The 22,879-nt window shown below is 63.7% G+C and carries 20 protein-coding genes; 12 read left to right on the top strand and 8 right to left on the bottom strand.

The annotated features are described in order from the left end of the window. The first annotated feature begins 12 nt into the window (after positions 1 to 12). Complete coding sequence (locus ACWAT4_RS14195; protein ID WP_212301241.1) at positions 13 to 1,131, top strand: cobalamin-independent methionine synthase II family protein; 1,119 nt, start codon at positions 13 to 15, stop codon at positions 1,129 to 1,131. Between the two features lie 29 nt (positions 1,132 to 1,160). Next, entirely contained in the window at positions 1,161 to 2,297 is a 1,137-nt protein-coding gene (locus ACWAT4_RS14200; protein ID WP_212301240.1) for a flavin-containing monooxygenase, read from the top strand. Here ACWAT4_RS14200 and ACWAT4_RS14205 read toward each other — a convergent pair whose 3' ends face one another. Further along, entirely contained in the window at positions 2,298 to 4,016 is a 1,719-nt protein-coding gene (locus ACWAT4_RS14205) for a caspase family protein (protein ID WP_212426243.1), read from the bottom strand. A gap of 163 nt (positions 4,017 to 4,179) precedes the next feature. On the opposite strand from ACWAT4_RS14205, the gene ACWAT4_RS14210 reads away from it, so the two are divergent. From ACWAT4_RS14210 to ACWAT4_RS14225, 4 genes are all read left to right on the top strand, one after another. After that, on the top strand, positions 4,180 to 5,535 hold the full coding sequence (locus tag ACWAT4_RS14210; protein ID WP_212301238.1) for a hypothetical protein: 1,356 nt from the start codon (positions 4,180 to 4,182) through the stop codon (positions 5,533 to 5,535). A gap of 60 nt (positions 5,536 to 5,595) precedes the next feature. Then, entirely contained in the window at positions 5,596 to 6,792 is a 1,197-nt protein-coding gene (metK, locus tag ACWAT4_RS14215; RefSeq protein ID WP_212301237.1) for a methionine adenosyltransferase, read from the top strand. A gap of 121 nt (positions 6,793 to 6,913) precedes the next feature. Continuing rightward, entirely contained in the window at positions 6,914 to 8,335 is a 1,422-nt protein-coding gene (ahcY, locus tag ACWAT4_RS14220) for an adenosylhomocysteinase (RefSeq protein ID WP_212301236.1), read from the top strand. A gap of 160 nt (positions 8,336 to 8,495) precedes the next feature. Further along, positions 8,496 to 9,956 (top strand): flavin-containing monooxygenase, encoded by a 1,461-nt coding sequence (locus tag ACWAT4_RS14225; RefSeq protein ID WP_212426242.1) that lies wholly within the window; start codon positions 8,496 to 8,498, stop codon positions 9,954 to 9,956. A gap of 20 nt (positions 9,957 to 9,976) precedes the next feature. On the opposite strand, the gene ACWAT4_RS14230 is transcribed toward ACWAT4_RS14225, so the two are convergent. Continuing rightward, complete coding sequence (locus ACWAT4_RS14230) at positions 9,977 to 11,200, bottom strand: YbfB/YjiJ family MFS transporter (RefSeq protein ID WP_449730790.1); 1,224 nt, start codon at positions 11,198 to 11,200, stop codon at positions 9,977 to 9,979. Between the two features lie 37 nt (positions 11,201 to 11,237). After that, on the bottom strand, positions 11,238 to 11,948 hold the full coding sequence (locus ACWAT4_RS14235) for an SDR family NAD(P)-dependent oxidoreductase (protein WP_449730791.1): 711 nt from the start codon (positions 11,946 to 11,948) through the stop codon (positions 11,238 to 11,240). 204 nt (positions 11,949 to 12,152) lie between these two features. Between ACWAT4_RS14235 and ACWAT4_RS14240 the strand changes: the two genes are divergently transcribed. The 3 genes from ACWAT4_RS14240 to ACWAT4_RS14250 all read left to right on the top strand — a co-directional run bounded on the left by ACWAT4_RS14240 (position 12,153) and on the right by ACWAT4_RS14250 (position 14,458). Further along, positions 12,153 to 13,076, top strand: a complete 924-nt coding sequence (locus ACWAT4_RS14240; RefSeq protein WP_449730792.1) for a LysR family transcriptional regulator — start codon at positions 12,153 to 12,155, stop codon at positions 13,074 to 13,076. 151 nt (positions 13,077 to 13,227) lie between these two features. Continuing rightward, positions 13,228 to 13,383 (top strand): hypothetical protein, encoded by a 156-nt coding sequence (locus tag ACWAT4_RS14245; protein ID WP_212301231.1) that lies wholly within the window; start codon positions 13,228 to 13,230, stop codon positions 13,381 to 13,383. A gap of 145 nt (positions 13,384 to 13,528) precedes the next feature. Next, positions 13,529 to 14,458, top strand: a complete 930-nt coding sequence (locus ACWAT4_RS14250; protein WP_449730793.1) for an aspartyl/asparaginyl beta-hydroxylase domain-containing protein — start codon at positions 13,529 to 13,531, stop codon at positions 14,456 to 14,458. Between the two features lie 87 nt (positions 14,459 to 14,545). Here the strand turns inward: ACWAT4_RS14250 and ACWAT4_RS14255 are convergent, their stop codons facing one another. Together ACWAT4_RS14255 and ACWAT4_RS14260 are read right to left on the bottom strand one after the other, a co-directional pair. Then, positions 14,546 to 15,271, bottom strand: a complete 726-nt coding sequence (locus ACWAT4_RS14255; RefSeq protein ID WP_449730794.1) for a sulfite exporter TauE/SafE family protein — start codon at positions 15,269 to 15,271, stop codon at positions 14,546 to 14,548. A 3-nt stretch (positions 15,272 to 15,274) separates the two neighbouring features. Beyond that, positions 15,275 to 15,814 (bottom strand): Spy/CpxP family protein refolding chaperone, encoded by a 540-nt coding sequence (locus ACWAT4_RS14260; RefSeq protein ID WP_449730795.1) that lies wholly within the window; start codon positions 15,812 to 15,814, stop codon positions 15,275 to 15,277. A 135-nt stretch (positions 15,815 to 15,949) separates the two neighbouring features. On the opposite strand from ACWAT4_RS14260, the gene ACWAT4_RS14265 reads away from it, so the two are divergent. Together ACWAT4_RS14265 and ACWAT4_RS14270 are read left to right on the top strand one after the other, a co-directional pair. After that, positions 15,950 to 16,408: a YybH family protein gene (locus tag ACWAT4_RS14265; RefSeq protein WP_449730796.1), complete on the top strand. Its 459-nt coding sequence runs from the start codon at positions 15,950 to 15,952 to the stop codon at positions 16,406 to 16,408. 211 nt (positions 16,409 to 16,619) lie between these two features. Next, positions 16,620 to 17,960, top strand: a complete 1,341-nt coding sequence (locus ACWAT4_RS14270) for an MFS transporter (protein ID WP_212426236.1) — start codon at positions 16,620 to 16,622, stop codon at positions 17,958 to 17,960. Positions 17,961 to 18,023: 63 nt separating this feature from the next. Here ACWAT4_RS14270 and ACWAT4_RS14275 read toward each other — a convergent pair whose 3' ends face one another. From ACWAT4_RS14275 to galE, 3 genes are all read right to left on the bottom strand, one after another. Continuing rightward, complete coding sequence (locus tag ACWAT4_RS14275; RefSeq protein ID WP_071912070.1) at positions 18,024 to 18,725, bottom strand: fumarylacetoacetate hydrolase family protein; 702 nt, start codon at positions 18,723 to 18,725, stop codon at positions 18,024 to 18,026. A 36-nt stretch (positions 18,726 to 18,761) separates the two neighbouring features. Next, positions 18,762 to 20,564 (bottom strand): ABC transporter ATP-binding protein, encoded by a 1,803-nt coding sequence (locus tag ACWAT4_RS14280; protein ID WP_449730797.1) that lies wholly within the window; start codon positions 20,562 to 20,564, stop codon positions 18,762 to 18,764. A gap of 119 nt (positions 20,565 to 20,683) precedes the next feature. Next, positions 20,684 to 21,697 (bottom strand): UDP-glucose 4-epimerase GalE, encoded by a 1,014-nt coding sequence (galE, locus tag ACWAT4_RS14285; RefSeq protein WP_212301224.1) that lies wholly within the window; start codon positions 21,695 to 21,697, stop codon positions 20,684 to 20,686. 126 nt (positions 21,698 to 21,823) lie between these two features. On the opposite strand from galE, the gene ACWAT4_RS14290 reads away from it, so the two are divergent. Next, positions 21,824 to 22,861, top strand: coding sequence for a glycosyltransferase family 4 protein (locus tag ACWAT4_RS14290; RefSeq protein ID WP_212301223.1), 1,038 nt, complete (start codon positions 21,824 to 21,826; stop codon positions 22,859 to 22,861). The last annotated feature ends 18 nt before the right edge of the window (positions 22,862 to 22,879 follow it).

Raw genomic sequence — 22,879 nt, forward strand, 5'->3', positions numbered from 1 at the left:
GGAGTTCAAGAAATGCAGCGAACCAAAGCCCCCTTCCGTGCCGACGAGGTCGGCAGCCTCCTGCGCCCCGCCAAGATCAAGGAAGCCCGCGCAAAGCTCGAGAAGGGCGAGATCTCGGCCGACGATCTGCGCAAGGTCGAGGACATGGAGATCGAGAAGGTCGTGCACAAGCAGGCCTCTGTCGGCTTGAAGCTCGCGACCGACGGCGAATTCCGCCGCTCCTGGTGGCATTTCGACTTCCTGGCCAAGCTCACCGGCTGCGAGCTGTTCCACCCCGACGCCGGCATCCAGTTCGCGGGCGTGCAAACCCGCCACGACGCGGTCCGGGTGATCGACAAACTCGACTTCCCCGACGACCATCCGATGCTGGACCACTTCCGCTTCCTGAAGAAGTACACCGACCAGGCGCACGTCACCGCCAAGATGACGATCCCGTCGCCGGCCGTGCTGCACTTCCGCGGCGGCCGCAAGTCGATCTCCAAGGACGTCTATCCCGATCTCGACGCCTTCTACGAGGATCTCGGCAAGACCTATCGCAAGGCCGTGAAGGCGTTCTATGACGCCGGCTGCCGCTATCTGCAGTTCGACGACACCGTGTGGGCTTATCTCTGCTCGCCGGACGAGCTGGAAAAAGCGCGCGCGCGGGGTGACAATCCCGACGGCCTGCAGCAGATCTATGCGCGCATCATCAACTACGCGCTGGCCGAGAAGCCTGCCGACATGGTGGTGACGACGCATGTCTGCCGCGGCAATTTCCGCTCGACCTGGATTTCCTCGGGCGGCTACGAGCCGGTGGCCGAGACCATGCTCGCCGGTACCAATTACGACGGCTACTTCCTGGAATACGATTCAGATCGTGCCGGCGGGTTCGAGCCGCTGCGCTTCCTGCCCAAGGGCAACAAGGTCGTCGTGGTCGGTGTCATCACCTCGAAGTTCGGCGAGCTCGAGAAGAAGGACGCCATCAAGCGTCGCCTGGAGGAGGCCGCCAAGTTCGCCCCGCTGGAGCAGCTCGCGCTGTCGCCGCAGTGCGGGTTTGCTTCGACCGAAGAGGGCAACATCCTCTCCGAGGAAGAGCAGTGGGCGAAGCTCAGCCTCGCGGTCGAGATCGCCAACGAAGTCTGGGGTAAATAAGTCCTTCGAATATCTCAGGGGGAGGAGACATGGATCCGAACCCTGATGCGATCGTCGTCGGTGCGGGCCCTGCCGGGCTCGCCTGTGCCGCAACGCTCCGCACGGCTGGCCTCCGGGCCACCGTGCTGGAGAAGGCCACCGAAGTCGGCGCGGTCTGGCGCCGCCATTATGACCGGCTGCATTTGCATACCGACCGCAATCATTCCGGCTTGCCCGGCATGGCGATGCCGTCGAGCTATCCGGTCTATCCATCGCGCGCGCAGATGGTCGCTTATCTTGAGAGCTACGCGGCCCGCTTTGAGATCAATCCTGTCTTCGATGCCGAGGTTTCGCGTATCACGCGCGAAGGATCGCAATGGCGTGTTGAATCGCGACAGAAGGAACATGTCGCGCCGATCGTGGTGATCGCCACCGGCATCGCAGATGCGCCACATCGCCCCAGCTGGCCGGGCATGGACGATTTTTCCGGCGAGATTCTCCACAGCAGCCGCTATCGCAACCCCGCGCCCTACACAGGTCGTCGTGTGCTCGTGGTCGGCTTCGGCAATTCGGGCGGTGAGATCGCGCTCGATCTTGCCAATGCCGGCGTCTCCGTTGGGCTCGCGGTGCGCAGTCCTGTTCAAATCATTCCGCGCGATCTGCTAGGCTTTCCCATCCTGTCATGGGCGATCTTGTACCGACGCCTGCCGGCGCGCCTCGTTGATGCGATCAACGCGCCGGTGCTGCGGCTTGCCGTCGGCAATTTCGAAACGCTTGGGTTGCGTCGCGCGGCAAAGGGACCACGGCAGATGGTCGAAGAGGACGGGCGCGTACCCTTGATCGACATCGGCACGCTTGCAAAGATCAGGGACGGCGCCATTGCAGTGCGTGCCGGTATCGATCGTTTAACCAATGATGGTGTCGTGTTCACCGACGGAACGATGGAGAAATTCGACGCCGTGATTCTTGCAACGGGCTTTCGCCCCGACCTGCGACCGCTGATCCCGGATGTCGTCGACGTCTTCGATCCGTACGGCATGCCGCGTGTGACGGGCAAGCCGAGCGCGGAACCGGGGCTTTATTTCTGCGGGCAGATCACGGTGCCCACGGGACAGTTGCGCGAGATCGGTATCGAGGCGCAGCAGATCGCCGACAGCGCAAAGAGATATCGCTCGCAAGCTGCATGATCACTTCTCCGCCAGATAGACCTCGCCCAGCAGTGACGAGTTCGACCACGGCACCTGCTTGTTCTTCGTGCCCGAGACCACTTCCGCCCGCACCCGCGTGAGCATCTGCTGCACTTCGAGGCCGGGTGTGCCGATGTGGCGGGACAGCGCCGCGGAGAAGGGCGAGTTGGCGCCTTCGCCGTCGAGCGCAACCTGACCCGGCGCGGTCGCGAATGCGATCAGCGTGCCGGCCCCTAGCGTTGCGCCGGCGCCCAGGCTCGACGGCGCGGCGAGGCCTGAGGCGCTCTCGATGCTGCGATTGCCACCGGCGCTTGCGATCTGCTGCGCCATCGGATTGTTGCGGCAGGCATCGAAGATCAGGATGTTGGTGCGGACCTGGTCGTCGAGGCCGGCCATGATGGTGGCCATGTCGATCATCGCTTCCGTCATGCTCGCGCCGGGCTTGAGCTCGACGTCGATGGGAATGAGATAGTTGCGGCCGTCAACCTGCACGCCATGGCCGGCGTAATAGACCAGGGCTACCTGTGCCCGTGCTGCATCCCGCAAAAACTCCCGCGTCATCTTCTGCATCGCTGCGCGGTCGAGGTCGATGCCCTCGGATACCGTGAAGCCGATATCGCGCAGGCTCCTGGCGACGGCGCGCGCATCGTTGGGCGGATTGGGCAGGGCCTTCACATGCGCATAGGCGCCGTTGCCGATGACCAGCGCCATGCGGCTGCCGCGAACGGCCGGGGAAGGCGAGGGCGCCGGTGCGGCGCCCGTCTGCTGCGGGGCAGGAGCTGCCGTCGGCTCCGTTGCCGGCAAGGGCGCATCACGCGGGATCGGCGCGGCTGCATCCGTCACCAGCGACAGCCGCACTTTCGCGGTGGCCTGATTGGCCTTGCTGCCGGCATCCGAGGCCACGATCGCGAGCGTGGCGTTGTAATCGTCTCTCGCGCGCGCATAGTCGCCCTTGGCCTCATAGGCCAGTGCGCGATGGGTATAGGCGGAGATCAGCACGCTGTTTGGCGGTGTCATGATGTTGACCGGCGGCTTGTCCTTGGCGAGCCGGATCGCCTCGCTGCCGTCGGCAATGGCCCGCTCGAGGTCGTTCTTCGCGCGCCAGATGGTGGTGCGGTTGATCAGCGGCTGCGGCAGCGTCGGATCGAGCCGGATGGCCTGGTTGATATCCGCGAGCGCGCCGTCGAGGTCGCCGAGAGCTTCCTTGGCAATGCCACGGTTCTGGAACGAGAACGCCGATCTCGGATCGGCCTTGATCGACATGTCGTAATCGGCGATCGCCTTGGCGTAGTCGCCCTTGCCGCGCCAGGCATTGCCGCGGTTGTGGAAGATGATGCCGCTCGGCGGCCCGAGCTTCAGCGCATCGTCGAAATCCGCAATCGCGATGTCGTAGTCGCCCTTGTCGTAATAGGCCGAGCCCCGCATGTTGTAGACCGCCTGGCTCGGCTGCAGCCGGATCGCTTCGGTGGTGTCGGCAATGACCCGGGCGTAGTCACCTTTCTTGTTCCAGCCCACGGCGCGCCAGAAATAGACGGTCGCGAGCTGCCCGCCCTTGAAAACCTTCAGCGCGATGATCTTGCTGCAGGCGTCGACCATCTGGTCCGCCGGCGTCGTCTCGGTGGTGCAGAGCGGCCCGAGCTGACCGCGCGATTGGGCGGAGGCAGGCGCCGACCATAGGGCGGCAGCGAGCAGGGCGAGCGCGACAAGCAGGCGGCTCATAGGGGAATTCCTTGAGGAGAAGTGCTTGTTTGTTGCCCGGTGACCCCTCGGGGTTCACGCCTGCGTCATCGGACGTGGGGTAAAGCAGGCACGGGTATTCCCTGAGTGGGCAGAGTTTGCTAGGAAGTGGGTCCCAACTTTCCTGCCCACCTCCATCCCACTCATGAAGAACGATGAAATCCTGAGCCAAATCACCGAGTTCTGCCGCAAGGCGGACATGGCGGAATCGACTTTTGGCCGGCGTGCGGTGAACGATGGGAAGCTCGTGCACCGCCTGCGCGAGGGCAAACGCATTACCATCGATACGCTGGAGCGGATCCAGGCCTATATCGCGGCATCGACGACCGGTGGCCTGCCGCCGCCGCGGGGGCTTCAGGTGCCCCCGGAAAAGCGCGATCCACGCGGCAATTTCCGCTTCTTCGAGAACCGGCAGAAATACCTGCTGTTCGTCCACACCTGCAGCGAGAAGCGGGTCATCGCCGACCGCGTGGCGCTGGAGCTCTCTACCATCCATCCGCGGCCGCCGGCGCTGCGCATTTTCGACGCGGGCGTCGGCGACGGCACGGTACTGGCGCGGGTGCTGCGCGCCACGCACCAGCGCTATCCGCACATGCCTTTCTACGTGGCCGGCAAGGAGCTCAGCCTCGAGGATCTGCGCCTGACCCTGGAGAAGGTGCCCGACCGCATTTTCGAGCATCCGGCCTCGGTGTTCGTCTTCACCAACATGTTCTACTCGGAGGCGCCCTGGCTGACGCCGGCATCGCCCGCAGCGGCCGCCGCCACCGTTTGGCACGAGGTTCCACTGCGGGGCGCCTCATCGGGCGAGTTCGAGCAGCAGATCGCCGAGCTCCGGCCCTTCCTGGAGCAGAACTGGCGCGCCGCGATCAGCCCGCGCACGGCCATGCCTCTCTACGAGCGGCCCGTCGTCCTCGTGCTCTATCGCGAGGATCACCGGTTCCTGCTCGATTCGACCATTCCGCGGCCGGGCCAGACCGAAGCCAATTTCGACCTCGTCATTGCATCCCAGCCATACCGGGCCCTGTCCTCGGTCAATTTCCGGGCCAAGCGGATCATTGCACCGCTGGCGCGGGCGCTGCGGCCGGGTGGCCGCCTGATCGGAATCCACTCCCACGGTCACGATCCCGGCATGGAAATGATCCAGGCGATCTGGCCCGGAGAAAATCCTTTCTCGGTGAGCCGTCATGAGCTATTGCGCGCCGTTAAGTACGAGCTTGGGTCGTTGGGCCGCGACTTAAATTTTAATGCCTACGCGGATAACCGTTCGATCTTCAGGTATGATATGGAAGCGCTGCCCAACGAGGTGACGGGTACCATCGGAACCTCGACGGCCTTTGCAGCCTGGAATGCGGCGGTGTATGTCGCTCAGATTGAGGACGACCGGTTGACAGATATGACTCAAAACGGCCGCACTCTGGATGCCGCCAGGGATGTGCTGCGAAAGTACAACGGGCTCTGGTTTCTCGACGAATCCTACGTCATCTCGCGCCGGCGTGATTGACATAATCCAAAGGTAAACATCGCAAACGTCCGCCTGATGTGGCGGAACAAGGGGTTACTGATGCGCGCGTCCTATCTCTTCACCAGCGAGTCCGTGTCCGAAGGCCATCCGGACAAGGTCTGCGACCGGATTTCCGACGAAATCGTCGATCTGTTCTATCGCGAGGGGCCGAAAGCCGGCATCGACCCGTGGCAGATCCGCGCTGCCTGTGAGACGCTGGCCACCACCAACAAGGTGGTGATCGCCGGTGAGACCCGCGGTCCGAAGTCGGTGGACAACGAGCAGATCGAAAGCGTCGTGCGCGCCGCGATCAAGGACATCGGGTACGAGCAGGAGGGCTTCCACTGGAAGACTGCTGATATCGAGATCCTGCTGCATCCGCAGTCGGCCGACATCGCGCAGGGCGTCGATGCGCTGCAGCCGGGCGAGGTCAAGGAAGAAGGCGCGGGCGACCAGGGCATCATGTTCGGCTACGCCACCAACGAGACGCCCGACCTGATGCCGGCGCCGATCTTCTATGCCCACAAGATCCTGCGCCTGATCTCCGAAGCGCGCCACTCCGGCCGCGAGAAGGTGCTGGGTCCGGATTCCAAGAGCCAGGTCACCGTGCAGTACGAGAACGGCAAGCCGGTCGGCGTGCGCGAGATCGTGGTGTCGCACCAGCATCTGATCGAGGACATCTCGTCCAAGCAGATCCGCGACATCGTCGAGCCCTATGTGCGCGAGGCGCTGCCGAAGGACTGGATCACCCCGAAGACCATCTGGCACATCAACCCGACCGGCAAGTTCTTCATCGGCGGTCCCGATGGCGATTCCGGCCTGACCGGCCGCAAGATCATTGTCGACACCTACGGCGGCGCGGCTCCGCATGGCGGCGGCGCGTTCTCCGGCAAGGATCCGACCAAGGTCGACCGCTCTGCGGCTTACGCTGCCCGCTACGTCGCCAAGAACATCGTCGCCGCCGGTCTTGCCGACCGCTGCACGCTGCAGCTTGCCTACGCCATCGGCGTCGCGCGTCCGCTGTCGATCTACATCGACACTCACGGCACCGGTAAGGTGTCGGAGGATCAACTCGAGAAGGCCGCCGCCAAGGCGATGGACCTGACCCCGCGCGGCATCCGCACCCATCTCGATCTCAACCGCCCGATCTACGCGCGTACCTCCGCCTACGGCCATTTCGGCCGCACGCCCGACAACGAGGGCGGCTTCTCCTGGGAGAAGACCGATCTCGTCGAGGCGCTGAAGCGCGCAGTCTGATCACCAACGTCATTCCGGGGCGCCGCGAAAGCGGCGAGCCCGGAATCTCGAACCTCTGGATTCCGGGTTCGCTCGTTTCACGAGCGCCCGGAATGACGAGCCAAACAAACAGGAACCCCCAATGAACGCGAAGCCCGGCTTCACCGATTACATCGTCAAGGACATTTCGCTCGCCGATTTCGGCCGCAAGGAACTCTCGCTGGCCGAGACCGAGATGCCCGGCCTGATGGCCACCCGCGAGGAGTTTGGCCCGAAGCAGCCGCTGAAGGGCGCGCGCATCGCCGGCTCCCTGCATATGACGATCCAGACCGGCGTGCTGATCGAGACGCTGGCCGCGCTCGGCGCCGACATTCGCTGGGTCTCCTGCAACATCTATTCGACGCAGGATCACGCCGCTGCTGCGATCGCAGCCGCCGGCATTCCCGTCTTTGCCGTCAAGGGCGAGACGCTGACCGAGTACTGGGACTACACCGCAAAACTGTTCGACTGGCACGGCGGTGGTCACCCGAACATGATCCTCGACGACGGCGGCGACGCCACCATGTACGTCCATCTCGGTCTGCGCGCCGAGAACGGCGACACCGCCTTCCTGGACAAGCCGGCTTCGGAAGAAGAGGAAGTCTTCTTCGCGCTTCTGAAGAAGCAGCTCAAGGAAAAGCCGAAGGGCTATTTCGCCGAGATCGCCAAGAGCATCAAGGGCGTTTCCGAAGAGACCACCACGGGCGTGCATCGTCTCTATGACATGCAGAAGGCCGGCACGTTGCTGTGGCCCGCCATCAACGTCAACGACAGCGTCACCAAGTCGAAGTTCGACAACCTCTATGGCTGCCGTGAATCGCTGGTCGATGGCATCCGCCGCGGCACCGACGTGATGATGTCGGGCAAGGTCGCGATGGTCGCGGGCTTCGGCGACGTCGGCAAGGGCTCGGCGGCTTCGCTCCGTCAGGCCGGCTGCCGCGTGATGGTGTCGGAAGTCGATCCGATCTGCGCGCTGCAGGCGTCGATGGAGGGTTACGAAGTCACCACCATGGAAGATGCCGCGCCCCGCGCCGACATCTTCGTCACCGCGACCGGCAACAAGGACATCATCACCATCGAGCACATGCGCGCGATGAAGGATCGTGCCATCGTCTGCAACATCGGTCACTTCGACAACGAGATCCAGATCGCGTCTCTGCGCAATCTGAAGTGGACCAACATCAAGCCGCAGGTCGACGAGATCGAATTCCCCGACAAGCACCGCATCATCATGCTGTCGGAAGGCCGCCTCGTGAACCTCGGCAACGCGATGGGCCATCCGTCCTTCGTGATGTCGGCGTCCTTCACCAACCAGACGCTGGCGCAGATCGAGCTGTTCGCCAACAACAAGGACGGCAAGTACAAGAAGGAAGTCTACGTGCTGCCGAAGACCCTCGACGAGAAGGTCGCACGCCTGCACCTCGCCAAGATCGGCGTCAAGCTCACCGAGCTCCGCAAGGATCAGGCCGACTATATCGGTGTGAAGCAGGAAGGTCCGTACAAGTCGGACCACTACCGCTACTGAGCCGCGGATCACCTTGAGCATCGACGCAAAGCCCCGGAGCGATCCGGGGCTTAGTTGTTTCGGCCCTTGGAATTCAACTCGCTTTGCAGTTGCTGCCTGGCCAATTGCCGATTGACGGCCGGCAGTGACGGGCGGACTATCCCCGCCGGCGGAGGAAACCATGCAACAAGAACATTTCGAGGTGCTGATCGTCGGTGCCGGGCTATCGGGCATCGGCGCGGGCTATCATTTGCAGACGAAGTGCCCGGGCAAGAGCTACGTCATCCTCGAGGGGCGCGACTGCATTGGCGGCACCTGGGACCTGTTTCGCTATCCCGGCATCCGCTCCGACAGCGACATGTTCACGCTCGGCTATTCCTTCAAGCCGTGGACCGACCCGAAGGCGATTGCCGACGGGCCGCAGATCCTGAACTATGTGCGCGAGACCGCGGCCGAGAACGGCATCGACAAGCACATCCGCTTCCGCCATCGCGTCAAGCGCGCGGCGTGGTCGACGCCGGATGCGCGCTGGACCATCGAGGTCGAGCGCATCACGGGTGAGGGCGCGGCCGAGCTCGTGCGCTTCACCTGCAATTTCCTGTTCATGTGCTCGGGCTATTACAAATACGAGGCGGGCTATACGCCGCAGTTCAATGGCGTTGCGGATTTCGCCGGCCGCATCGTGCATCCGCAGAAATGGACCGAGGACATCGATTATGCGGGCAAGCGCGTCGTCGTGATCGGCTCCGGCGCGACCGCGGTGACGCTGGTGCCGGAGCTCGCCAAGACCGCGGCCGAAGTCACCATGCTGCAGCGCTCGCCGACCTACGTGGTGTCGCGCCCGGCGCAGGATCCTGTCGCCAACAAATTGCGCCGCAATCTGCCGGCACGGCTTGCCTATCACCTCATCCGCTGGCGCAACGTGATGTGGGGGATGTTCTTCTTCCAGCTCAGCCGGCGGCGGCCGGACAAGGTGAAGAACCTGATCCTCGGGGGCGTGCGTATGGCGCTCGGGCCAGACTACGACATCGCCACCCATTTCACGCCGCGCTACAACCCCTGGGACCAGCGGCTCTGCCTTGTGCCTGACGGCGATCTGTTCAAGGCGATCCGCGAAAAGCGCGCCGCGGTCGTTACCAATGAGATCGACAGGTTTACACGCGATGGCATTCGTCTGAAGGACGGCAGCGAGCTTCCTGCCGACATCATCGTCACGGCAACAGGATTGGTGCTTCAGGTCGTTGGCGGTCTCGAGGTCAGCGTCGACGGCCGCGCCGTCGATTTTGCGAGCACGCTGACCTACAAGGGCATGATGTACGCCGACGTGCCCAACATGGCGTCGGCCTTCGGCTACACCAACGCGTCCTGGACGCTGAAATGCGATCTCACCTGCGAATATGTCTGCCGTCTCATCAACTACATGGACCGGCACAATTTCCGCCAGGCCATGCCGCACAATGACGATCCCGAGATCACTGCGCAGCCGTCGCTCGATTTCACCTCGGGCTATGTGCAGCGCTCGGTCGCCAAAATGCCGAAGCAGGGCTCGAAGCAACCGTGGCGGCTGTATCAGAACTATGCGCTCGACATCGTCTCGTTGCGTTTCGGTAAGATCGACGACGGCGTGATGCGATATTCCTGATCACGCCATCACCGTCGCTTCTATGCCTTGCGCGTGGTGAGCGCGAGGCCAAGGTCGATCGCGAGCGCCAGCACCACGGCGCCGCCGCCGAGCGCGAACAGGACCAGATAGTCGCCGCCGGTCTGAGCGTAGATCCAGGAAAAGCCGTAGGCGGCCGCGGCCTGGAACAGCGCAAAGCTGGTGGTGGCGTGGCTCCATGTCGCGCGCTGCTGCTCGGTGGAGTGCGGCACGAGTTCGTGAATGCGTCCGAGCACCAGCGGCACGATGCCGGGTGTGAAGCCGCCGACTACGACGCTCGACACGATCAATGACACCGGCGCGGTGCTGACGGTGGGCAGCAGCACGGCCACCGCCTCGATCAGGAATGCCGCGCGCAACGCCGGACCGAAGCCTGAGCGGTCGCCGAGATGGCCGGTGATGAGTGGGCCGACGATCGCGCCGAGGCCGTACAGCACCCAATAGCGCGATCCCGCGGCAATGCCCTGGCCGAGGCCACGCGCCACGAAATCGACGATGAAGACCATGTGCGGCACCAGCGCCACCGCGTTGAGGCCGTACTGGATCAGCAACGCGCGGGCGGCCGTCGGCGTGTGATGCTGCTTCGCGTGGTGCGAAGGCGCAGTAGCAGTCTTGGCCTCCGCAGGCCAGCTCCACCAGCTCGCGAGCGTTAGCACGGCCGAGAGCGCGCCGAGGCCGTACCAGCTCTGCTGCAGGCCCTCCTTCAGCAGCAGCGGCACCAGCGTGCCCGATGCAGCGACGCCCAGACCGACGCCGGCAAAAATCACGCCGCCGACGATGCCGCGCCGGGCCGGCGAGGTATGGGGAAGAATGACGGAGGCTGCCAGCACCATGATGATGCCGCCAGTGAGGCCAGAGAGGAAGCGCCAGGCGAAGAACCAGGTGAAGGATACAGGCGCCGCGCTGGCAAAGAACGAGAGTGTGGCAAGCAGCATCATCGCCCGCAGTGCGCGGACTGTGCCGATGCGGGCCGCAACAGCTCGCGCCGCGAGCGCGCCGGCGAGATAGCCGGCGAGGTTCGCCGCGCCAAGGTAGACCACGTCGGAGGCGCTGAACCACTTTGCCGCGATCAAGGCCGGGATCAGCGGCGTGTAGGAGAAGCGGGCGAGGCCAAGTCCGACCAGCGAGGCCGACAGTCCGGCAACGGCGTATCGCCATGTTGAGCCCGGCCGCTCATGCGGCCAGGCGTGGCCCCGAGGCTTGCTGCCTGCATTCAATTCGGTCATGTCGACCTCCTGCGTATCTGCTTGGCCCGGCCGGCTCTCAATGGCCGGCGCTCTGGCCGCCATCGACGTGCAGGATCTCGCCGGTGACGAAAGAGGCGCCCTCGAGATACAGCACGGCATCGACGATGTCGGACATCTCGCCCATGCGGCCGACGGGATGCATCGCGCCGTACTCTACGTGCGTTGCGACCGGGTGCATGGGCGACTTGATGATCCCGGGCGCAACCGCGTTCACGCGAATGCCGCGCCTGGCGTATTCGATCGCGAGTGACTTGGTCGCGGCGTTCAGCCCGCCCTTGCTCAGCGAGGCCAGCACCGAGGGCACATTCGAATTGGCGTGGTCGACCAGCGTGGTCGTGATCTGGACGACGTGGCCAGACCCCTGCTTCTCCATCTCGGCGATCGCGAGCTGCGTGATGTTGAAGAAGCCGGCGACGTTGGTGCCCATCACCGCCGCATAATCCTCGGCGGTGTATTGCGTGAACGGCTTTGCGACGAAGATGCCGGCATTGTTGACCAGCGTGTCGATACGGCCGAAGCGGGCAACGGCCTGCGCCACCACGCGCTCGGCGGTTTTGCGGTCGGCGATATCGCCGGGAACCGCAAGCACGTCATCGTCGCTCGACGGCTTGACGGAGCGTGCGGTGGCGACCACGCGATAATTGCGATCGCGAAAGCCCTGCACCAGGGCGGCGCCTATGCCCTGCGATGCACCGGTGATGATGGCGACCTTCTGCTCGATACCCATGACGGGCTCCTGTTGTTGATCCGTGCCAGCGTTGGCTGGCCTGGGGACTCAGGTACGCGGTGACGGCCCGGCTGCGAATACGCGCTGTCCGGCAGACACTCTTTCGCGGCGCGTACGAATGCGTGCCCCGGGCCTGGCGCCGGTTGTCGCGGCGGGGGCAAGCGCCTAGCTTGCCCCTGGAGGTCGACGGAGCGACGGAAAGGCATGGATCGCCTGGATGCGATGAAGGTGTTCGTCCTTGCGGTGGACGAAGGCAGCCTGGCGGCAGCAGGCCGCAAGCTCGGCCGTTCGCCGGCGGCGGTCAGCCGCGCCATCGCCTTCCTCGAAGAGCGGGTCGGCGCCGAGCTGCTGCATCGGACCACGCGGTCGATCAAGCTGAGCGAGGAGGGCGAGCGCTACGTCGCGGTCTGTCGCCGCGTGCTCACCGAGCTCGAGGAGGCTGACGATATCGCCGCCGGACCGCGCACCGCGCCGCGCGGCCTGCTCACGATCACGGCCCCCGTGGTGTCTGGCGAGATGGTGCTGCGGCCGATCCTCGATGCATTTCTGGACGCCTATCCGACCGTGTCGGCCAAGCTCTTGCTGTTCGATCGTGCGGTCAATCTGATCGAGGAGGGCGTCGATATCGCGCTCCGCATCGGTCCGCTCGCGGATTCGGCGATGGTGGCGATGCGGGTCGGGGAGATCAACCGCGTCGTGGTGGCTGCACCGCGCTATCTGAAGCAGCATCCGCGCATCGCCGAGCCGGGCGACCTCGCCAAGCATCAGATCGTGGCGATGGCGCACCTCCCCAATTCATGGACCTTTGCGCCGCCAGCGGACTCGTCGGCGCCGCGCACCGTGCAGTTCACCCCGCGCCTTGTCGTCAACAGCACCTATGCGGCGGTGGCTTCTGCGGTCGCCGGCCGAGGCGTCGCACGGCTGTATTCGTATCAGGTGGCCGAGCAGGTCGCGCGCGGCGAGCTCGCGGTCGTGCTGGCCGGCGACGAGGATCCGGAGATGCCGGCACATCTGATCGCCCCGCAGGGGCGCCTCTCGGTGCCGAAGGTGCGGGCCTTCACTGACTTTGCCGTGCCCCGGCTGAAGAAACATTTTGCGCAGCTCAAGAAGAGCCTCGGCGCACGCTGAGCGTCTCAGCCGCCGCGACTGCCAATGCGTTGTTTTGCGTATACGGCCACCGGGCTGAATCGGCCATCCTGCCCGGACAGTTGACGCCGGATTAACGGATGAGTCCTAGCCTGTCTCGGCCGGGGTTACTCGCAAGGCCGAGGTGAGCCCAATGGAAGCCCAAAAGATCGCGGTCGACGCCGTCGTCGCGCTGACCGATTGCGACCGCGACGCCGTCATTGCGTTCATTCGCCGGCTCTATCTCGCCGGCGTCACCGATCCCAAGCGCCTGACCTTCAGGGGTCTCCAGGCGCTGTCGCGGGCGTGAGTTGGCCGTTTTCGGTCCGTTTCGGCCCAATCTGTATTCCCGCACTCTCCCCAGCGTGAACGCAACCCAGCGGTGAATATCTTGCCGCTCGGGCTGGGGCGCGTTAGATCACGTCCCCGGCTGGGTCACTCGGGAACTTGGGGAAATGCTGAGGCAGCTTTTTGCACCGCAACTCGTCATTTTGTATGTGCTTGCGGCTTCGACGATTTACGTTCACTTCCGCGGCAAGCAGCGGCTGCGCTTCGCACGCCAGCTTGGCGATCACTCGACCTATCTCGCACCTTACAACGTGCTGATGTATGCGGGCTCGGCCGTGCCGAACAAGCCCGTGATCTCGGTCGAGCAGTTTCCCGAGTTGAAGCCGCTCAGCGAGAATTGGGAGACCATCCGCGACGAGGCCGTTCGGCTGTTCGACGAAGGTTTTATCCGCGCGGCCGCGAAGAACAACGACTGGGGTTTCTATTCGTTCTTCAAGAGCGGCTGGAAGCGCTTTTACCTGAAATGGTACGACGACTTCCTGCCCTCGGCGAACACGCTGTGCCCGAAGACGGTGGAGCTGCTCAAGTCGATTCCGAGCGTGCACGGCGCGATGTTCGCGATGCTGCCGCCGGGCGGCAAGCTCGGTGCCCACCGCGATCCCTTCGCCGGCTCGCTGCGCTACCACCTCGGCCTCGTCACGCCGAACTCGAACAAGTGCCGCATCCTGGTCGACGGCGTCGAATGTGTCTGGCGTGACGGCGAAGCCTTCATGTTCGACGAGACGTTCATTCACAGCGCGGAGAATGCGACCGACGTCAACCGCATCATCCTGTTCTGCGACGTCGAGCGTCCGATGAAATTCGGCTTCATGACCGCGATCAACCGCTGGGTCAGCCATCACATCGTCAAGGCATCGGCGACCCAGAACGTCGAGGGCGAGAATGTCGGCGTGCTCAACAAGGTGTTCGGCAAGCTCTACGAGCTCCATCTCGGCAGCCGCAAGGTCAAGGAGTGGAACCGCAACGTGTACTACACGCTGAAGTACTCGCTGACGGCGCTGATCCTCGGCCTCATCGTGCTGTCGGCGCTGAAGTGATGCGAATGCCCAGGGCGGATTAGCGGCTTTTCCGCTGAGGCTCGAAGAGCGAAGGCGAAAGTGTAATCCGCCCAACAATTTTCGCTCTCATCTGGCGGCGAATGCTACGAGTTGGACGCCAGCGGAGCCAAGGACAATCGCAAGAATGTAGCGTGTTGCCGTCTGCGAGAGCCATCGCAACCCAATCGTGGTTCCGGCTATCGCGCCAGCGAGCGCACCAACTGCATACAGCCAAGTTTGGGCCGACGGTATCTGTCCAACGTGGAGCGCCCCGGCCAATCCGATAGCGGAGTTTCCGAGGATGAAAGGCGCGGAGAGCGCCGCGGTCTGTTTGGGGGATGCCCAGCGCATTCCAACCAGAATGGGAGCTAGGAACACGCCACCACCCACGCCGGTTAGCCCCGAGATGAAGCCCACGCCGGCGCCCGTCAATATTGTGGCCCCGAGTGGGGGCGCGTGATCCAACGAATCTTCGCTTCTCCGTCCGATCACCAGGATGATAGCGGCGAGCAGAAGCACGATCCCGGTAATGGTGCGGTAGAGATGATCGGCCAAAACGACTGATGCGCCCGCCAGGGTGGTCGGTAGTGAGGCGATCAGAAGTGGCCTTAGCTTGGCCCAGTCGATATGGCTGCCGCGATTGAATAGCCACGTGGAATAGGTGGCCGCAACGATATTCAGCAACAAGGCCGTTGGCCTCATCTCGCTTGGGGGAAACGAGGCAAAAGCCATTAGCGCAAGAAATGCTGTTCCGCCTGCTTGGCCCACTGTCGCATAGAGAAGCGAAATTGCAGCGAAGAATACCGTCAGCATTTTCTAGTGACGATGCTTGTGTCCTTCGGAACCGACGGGGTGCTGGTAACCTCGTAGTTCGGCATACCGCTGCATTTGACTCTGGTTGAGCAAGGCTGCGGTCGTCAGATGATATTTGAGGTGGCTTTCACGGAGCCGTGCCTGAGTTTCGGAAATGGCAGCGATGGTGGCTTTGAGCGATTCCGATGCCACTGCGCGAGCCGAGAAAAGTTGGTCCAACTCCGTCTCTTGCTCGACGAGCTTGTTGCCTAGCGGGACCGTCTCCTGCTTCATGGCATCGTAGAGTTGCTGAACTCGAACACGTTGATCCGGGGTCAACTCAAGGCGATCGCCGAGTTCGAGAACATGGCTCGGACCAGGGTATCCATTGAGTTCAGCGGCCAGCGCCAAGCCCATTCCGCGTCCGCTCAGTAGATCGTCGATCTGTTGTCGCGACAGCGCCTTGATGGGGCGTTGCTCAAGACCGGCATAAGGTTGGTCCGACTGCGCGTCGGCAGCATTGCACATGATGACAAGCGTCGCCGCAAGCAGAAAACGTCTCATGAGTCTGACTCCGTAAGGTCGGCCCGGTTTGTTGATCGATTGCCGCTGGTGCTATCGAGGCAACATATCTTGCTGGACGGTTCGCCCCATGGCAACAAGATTGCCTGGAGCGAGCCGCCAAACATGGAGCAGGCAATGGCCCCGTTGCCACTTGCGAACACCGAGATCGTGCAATTCTTCCGCGCGTGGCTGGAGACCTTCTCAGGCTATGTCCGCGAGGTCGATTACGCCTCGGCGCGGCCGCTGTTTCACCCGGACGTACTTGCCTTCGGCACGCATAATGACGTCATTCCCGGCCTCGATCAGTGGGTCACGACGCAATGGAATAACGTCTGGCCCAAGACGACGGACTTCCGCTTCGTGCTCGACCAGGCCTCGATACTCGCGTCCGCCGACGGCACGTTGGCGACCGTGATCGCGCCATGGACGAGCACGGGCTATCATTCCGATGGCAGTTCGTTTCCGCGCCCCGGCCGCGCAACCATGACCTTTTCGAAGAATGCAGATGGCTGGCTGTGCGTACATTCGCACATGTCGCTCAATCGCGGTGTGCCACAGGCGAGCCACGCCAACCGACCGGTGAAGGCCTGGTAGGGCGAAGCCATCCGGCATCGTGGCAGGTCTTTGTGCGGCACAAGCCCCGTGGAGGCCGGCTGCAGTCGACTCCGCCGGGCTTGGTTGACCGACTAAAGTTTTAAGCGCTCGTTCCAGGCTCGCCGGAACCCTTGGAACCCAACTTCGTTTGTTCCTCAACGAACAACCAGTGAAAACGCACAAACGGGGGCCGTCCGAGGGAGATCTTCCCATGGCAACACTTGGCCTCGACGTCACACAACTCACTGCATCCGAGCATCAGCGCCAGCTTCGTCGCGCCGTGATCGCCTCCACGGTCGGGACCGCGATCGAATGGTATGATTTCTTCCTCTACAGCACCGTGACGGGTCTGGTATTCGCAAAGCTCTTCTTTCCGCACTCAGACCCCTGGGTCGGGACGCTGGAGGCGTTTGCGATCTACGCGGTCGGCTTCGTTGCGCGCCCGATCGGCGCGGCAATCTTCGGGCACTATGGCGACCGCATCGGACGCAAATCGACGCTGATCGCGACGCTGCTGCTGATGGGACTGGCGACCGCCGCGGTGGCCGTGGTGCCGACCTATGCGAGCATCGGCATCTGGGGGGCCGTGATCCTGACCGTGCTGCGATTCATTCAGGGCGTCGGCGTCGGCGGCGAATGGGGCGGCTCGGTGCTGATGTCGATGGAATGGGCCCGCGACGACCGATCTCGTGGATTGATCGCGTCATGGCCGCAATTCGGCGTGCCGTGCGGCCTGTTCCTCGCCAATCTCGCGGTGCTGGCCTTCAGCCAAATGGCGGGCGACCAGTTCCTGGCGTGGGGCTGGCGTATTCCGTTTGCGCTCAGCATCATCCTGGTCGGCGTCGGCCTCTATATCCGCCTCGGCATTCTCGAAACGCCGGTGTTCTCGAAGCTCGTGGCCGAACGTCAGGTCGACCGCACACCGATGCTGACGGTAATCCGGGAACACCCGAAGGAGATCCTGCTGTCGGCATTCGCGCGGATGTCGGAGCAGGCTCCGTTTTACATCTTCACCGCCTTTGTCTTCTCCTATGGCATCGGCACCCTCCACGTCTCGCGCGACTTCCTGCTGACCGCGGTGCTCGCAGCGTCAGTGCTGTCGTTCGTCTCGATCCCGCTGTGCGGACATATCTCCGATCAGATCGGCCGCAAGAACATGTATATGATCGGGGCTGCCGTGACGGGTGTCTTCGGCTTCATCTATTTCGCAATGCTCAACACGGGATCGCTGACCATCATCTTTCTCGCGATCATCCTGTCGCTGATTCCGCACGACATGCAGTACGGACCGCAAGCCGCCTTGATCGCCGAGAGCTTTACCGGACGCTTGCGCTACAGCGGCTCCTCGCTCGGCTATCAGCTTGCATCCGTGATCGCCGGCGGACCCGCGCCGCTGATCGCCACTTGGTTGTTCGGTACGTTCCACTCGGCGACTGCGATCGCGGTCTATATCGCGATTTGCGCGGTCATGACGCTGGTCGCGACCGCCATGATGACCGATTATACCGGCAAGGACATCAACGCGGTGGCTGCGCACGAGCGGCGGACTTGAGGCCGCAAAAAGCCCCGGATGCGATATCCGGGGCTTTGCATCTTCCGCGATATCGAGTTCGGCCTACTCCGGTTGGCCGATGCTCACCTTCAGCGTGCCAACACCGTCGACGCCGCATTCGAGCTTGTCGCCCGGCTGGAGCTGCGACACGCCGGCCGGTGTTCCCGTCATGATGATGTCGCCGGCGGCGAGCTTCACCTGCTGTGAAAGCTGCCAGATGATCTCCGGGACGTTCCAGATCAGCTCGGTGAGGTCGCCCTTCTGGGCTTCCTTGCCGTTGACCGTGAGCCAGATCTTGCCCTTGGCAGGATGGCCGATCTTCGAGGCCGGCTGCACCGCGGAGCACGGGGCGGAGCCGTCGAACGACTTGCCGATCTCCCACGGACGCTCCTTCTTGCGCGAGGCGATCTGGAGGTCGCGGCGGGTGAGGTCGATGCCGACGGCATAGCCGTAGACGTGGTCGAGGGCCTTGTCGGCGGGGATGTTGAGCCCGCCGCTCTTCATCGCGACGATCAGCTCGACCTCGTGGTGCAAATCCTTGGTCAGGGGCGGATAGGGGATGGTGGCGCCATCGGGCACCAGCATGTCGGCGTGCTTGGCGAAGAAGAACGGCGGGGCGCGCTCGTCATTGCCCATCTCGCGAATGTGCTCGAGATAGTTGCGGCCGACGCACCAGATGCGGCGCACCGGATAGCGGCCGGACTCGCCGACGACGGGGAGCGAAGCCTGGGGCGGAAGCGGGATGACGTAGGAGGCGGCGTTCATGAAGCGGTCTCGCTGCTCTTGAGGTGATGAGGAATTCTATGCGGTCGCGCTGATTGGCGCCAGAGCGCCGGCGTCGTGATGTTGCAGGCGGAAGAACGAGGCGTAGCGGCCGGAGCGGCGCAGCAGCTCGTCATGCCGGCCCTGCTCGACGATCTCGCCGCCCTCGACCACCAGGATGCTGTCGGCGTGCATGATCGTGTGCAGACGGTGCGCGATCACGATGGTGGTGCGGTCCTGGCAGAGATGCTCGATCGCCTCCTGCACCTGCTTCTCCGACTCGGAATCGAGTGCGGCGGTAGCCTCATCGAGCAGGATGATCGGCGCGTTCTTGAGCAGCGCGCGCGCCACCGCTATGCGCTGGCGCTGGCCGCCCGACACTTGTGCGCCGTGCTCGCCGACCGGCGTGTCGTAGCCGAGCGGGAAGCCCATGATGAAATCATGCGCGCACGCGGCCTTGGCGGCGTCAATGATCTGGTCTTCGGTCGCAGCGGGTTTGCCGAAGGCGATGTTGTTGCGGATGGTGTCGCGGAACAGATAGACGTCCTGGCCGACATAGGCGGTCTGCGCCCGCAGCGATTTGCGCGAGATCGCGCCGATCGACTGGCCGTCGATCACGATGTCACCTTGCGTCACCTCGTAGAACCGCAGCAGCAGCGCCAGCACGGTCGACTTGCCGCCGCCGGAAGGGCCTACCAGTGCGGTGACCTTGCCGGGCTCGGCGACAAAACTCATGCGGTTGAGCACGGTCTCATTGGCACGATAGGAGAAGCTGACATCGCGCAGCTCGATCCGCGCGTCGGACAATTTCAGCGCCGGCTTGTCGTCGTCGGAGTGTTCGCTCGCCGGGCTGTCGACGACTTCGAGCAGCATGCGCGCGCCGACAAGCTGGCTGTTCAAATCGATATTCAGCCGCGCCAGCCGCTTGGCCGGCTCGGTCGCCATCAGGAATGCGGTCATGAACGAGAAGAACGCGCCGGGCGTGGCGTTGAGTGCGACCACGCTATAGCCGCCATACAGCAAGCAGCCGGCGACCGCGAAACCGCCGAGCATTTCCATCAGCGGGTTGGAGCGGTTGGCGACGCGGGCCATCTTGTTGGCATTGCGCTCGACGATCGCGATGTTCTCGTCGATGCGCTTCTGCATGGTGTCTTCGAGCGTGAACGCCTTGACCGTGCGGATGCCCTGCAGCGATTCCTGCATCGTCTCCATGATGTCGGCCGTGCCGGTGAACTGGTTGTAGGCCAGGCCCTTGATGCGCTTGACCAGCTTGCGCAGCACCAGCATCGCCGGCGGCACTGCGACGAGGCCGATCAGCGACATCAACGGATCCTGCCACACCATCACGCCGATCATGGCGAGCAGCATCAAGAGGTCGCGCCCGATGGCGTTGACCAGCATATTGAGCACGTCGGTGATCGACTTGGCACCGGCGGTCAGCCGCGCCAGGAACTCGGATGAATGTCGCTCGGAGAAGAAGCCGACGCTCTCGCGCATCAGCTTGGCGAACAGCTGGCGCTGGTTGGTGGCGAGGATGGCGTTGCTGATCTTGGTCAGGATCACCATGTGGCCGTAGGTCGCCACGCCCTTGATGAACAGCAGGATCACCGTGATGCCCGAGTACATCGCGATGCCCGGGATGTTCTTGTCGACATAGGCCTGGTTGATGACCTGGCCGAGCACATAGGTCGCGCCTGCGGTGGCGCCCGCGGCAGCCGCCATCAGCGCAAAGGCAACGAGGTAGCGCCGCCAGTAGATGACGCCCTGTTCCATGACCAGGCGGCGAATGAGAACCATCGCCCCATAGGGATCGTCGGTGATTTTCTTTGGAAACTGGGCCATCCGTAGTCCATTGACGGCCAAGGCGAAAAGCCTGCCCGCGCGTCAGGGATCGAAGGGCCTCTGTGCCCGCTAAAGCGCCGCTTTTCAAGCCCAATTAAGGACTTGCGCCCGGATGGATTTTAGGCCGAGACGGCGTGGCGGAGCTCGCCGTGGCGCTCGCGGAAGAGCTTGTCCTCCCAGGCCAGCGCGTGCGCCGCGATGGTCTCGAGATCCTCATATTGCGGCTTCCAGTCGAGCAGGCCGCGGATGCGGCTGGTGTCGGCGACCATGGTCATGATGTCGCCGGGCCGGCGTGGGGCGTATTGCACGGCGAAGCTGCGGCCTGACACCCGCCGCACGGCGTCGATGGTCTCCAGCACCGAATAGCCGCGGCCATAGCCGCAATTCAGCGTGGTCGAGGCGCCGCCATTGCGCAGATAGGCCAGCGCCGAGCGATGCGCCTGCGAGAGGTCCGTGACGTGGATGAAGTCGCGGATGCAGCTGCCGTCCTGGGTCGGATAGTCGGTGCCGAACACGTCGATCTTGGCGCGCTGACCGGTCGCGGCTTCCACCGCGATCTTGAGCAGATGCGTGGCACCGACGGTGGCAAGTCCGATACGGGCCTGCGGATCGGCACCCGCAACGTTGAAATAACGCAGCGTCACGTATTGCATGCCGTAGGCGGCGGCGACGTCGTGCAGCATGATCTCGGTCATCAGCTTCGACGAGCCATAGGGCGACAGCGGCCGCGTCGGCGCGTGCTCGGGCACCGGCACCTGGTCCGGATTACCGTAGACGGCGGCGGTCGAGGAGAAGATGAAGCGGTGGATGCCGCGCTTCACTGCGACGTTGAGCAGGTTGCGCGCGGTCATGAAATTGTTGCGGTAATAGCCGAGCGGATCGCGCATCGAATCCGGCACGACCACCGAGCCCGCAAAATGGATGATGCTCTCGATGTTGTGCTGGGCGATCACGCCCTCGAGCAGGTTCTCGTCGCCGGCATCGCCAATGAACAGCGGCACGCCTTCCGGCAGGTATGCCGAGAAACCGGTGGAGAGATCGTCGATCACGACGACGTCCTCGCCGGCTTCCGCCAGCGCCAGGACCGTGTGACTTCCGATATAGCCGGCGCCGCCGGTGACTAGCACAGTCATGATCTCACCCGTCTTCGATCAACGCGGGATGCTAGCGTCTGCGTGGTGAAGAGGGGGTATCGGCAGCCCTGAACTGGTCACTATGCTTAATGTTGCGTATAGGGGGCCTGCTGAATGGAGCGTGAAGTGGCCAATCCCCCCGGCGATCTCGACGTGATCGTGCCAAATCTGCACAGGCGCTATTCCGGGGTCACCGCGACCAACCGGATGGTGGCGCCGCGGCTGGCAAAGCTGTACCGCGCGGCGTGGTTCGGCTCGGACGCGCCGGAGGGGATCGCACGGCTGGGCGTCGCCGATGTCCTAAAGCTGTGGCGTCGCAAGACACCGCTGATCTGGCATGCGCGGCGCAACAACGAGATGATCGCAGGCGTGCTGCTCCGCGCACTCGGTTGGCCGCTCAAGCTGGTGTTCACCTCGGCGGCGCAGCGCCATCACAGCTGGATCACACGCTGGCTGATCCGGCAGATGGACGCGATCATCGCGACATCGGACATCTCGGCTTCGTTCCTGAAAGTGAAGGCAACGGTGATCCCGCATGGCGTCGACACCGACGTCTACGCGCCGCCGATTGATCGCGCGGCGGCCTTCGCGGAAAGCGGCTTGCCGGGCCGTTACGCCATCGGCTGCTTCGGTCGCGTGCGGGCGCAGAAGGGCACCGATGTGTTCGTCGATGCGATGTGCCGGCTGCTACCGCGCTATCCGGATTTCACGGCCGTGATCGTCGGCCAGGTCACGGCCGAGCAGACGCCGTTTGCGAATGATCTGAAGAAGCGTATCGAAGCAGCTGGCCTGCAAGCGCGCATCGTCATCACCGGTGAGCTGCCGATCGAGGAGGTGCAGCGCTGGTATCAGCGGCTGACGATCTATGCCTTCACGTCGCGCAACGAAGGTTTTGGCCTCACCCTGATCGAGGCGATGGCGGCCGGCAGCGCGCTCGTCGCTGCGCGCGCCGGTGCGGCCGGGCTCGTGGTCGAGGATGGCGTGTCCGGTGTGCTGATCCCGACCGGCGACGCGGAGGCGCTGGCGGCGGCGCTCGATCCGATGATGCGCGATGTGGCTGTAGCGACGAAGATGGGCGAGCGCGGTCGCGAGCGCGTGCTTGCAAAGTTCAGTCTTGATGCGGAAGCGGCGCGGATCGGCGAGGTCTATCGGCCGCTGCTCTGAGTGAGCGCTGACCAAATC

The organism is Bradyrhizobium sp. T-1, from assembly GCF_053592855.1.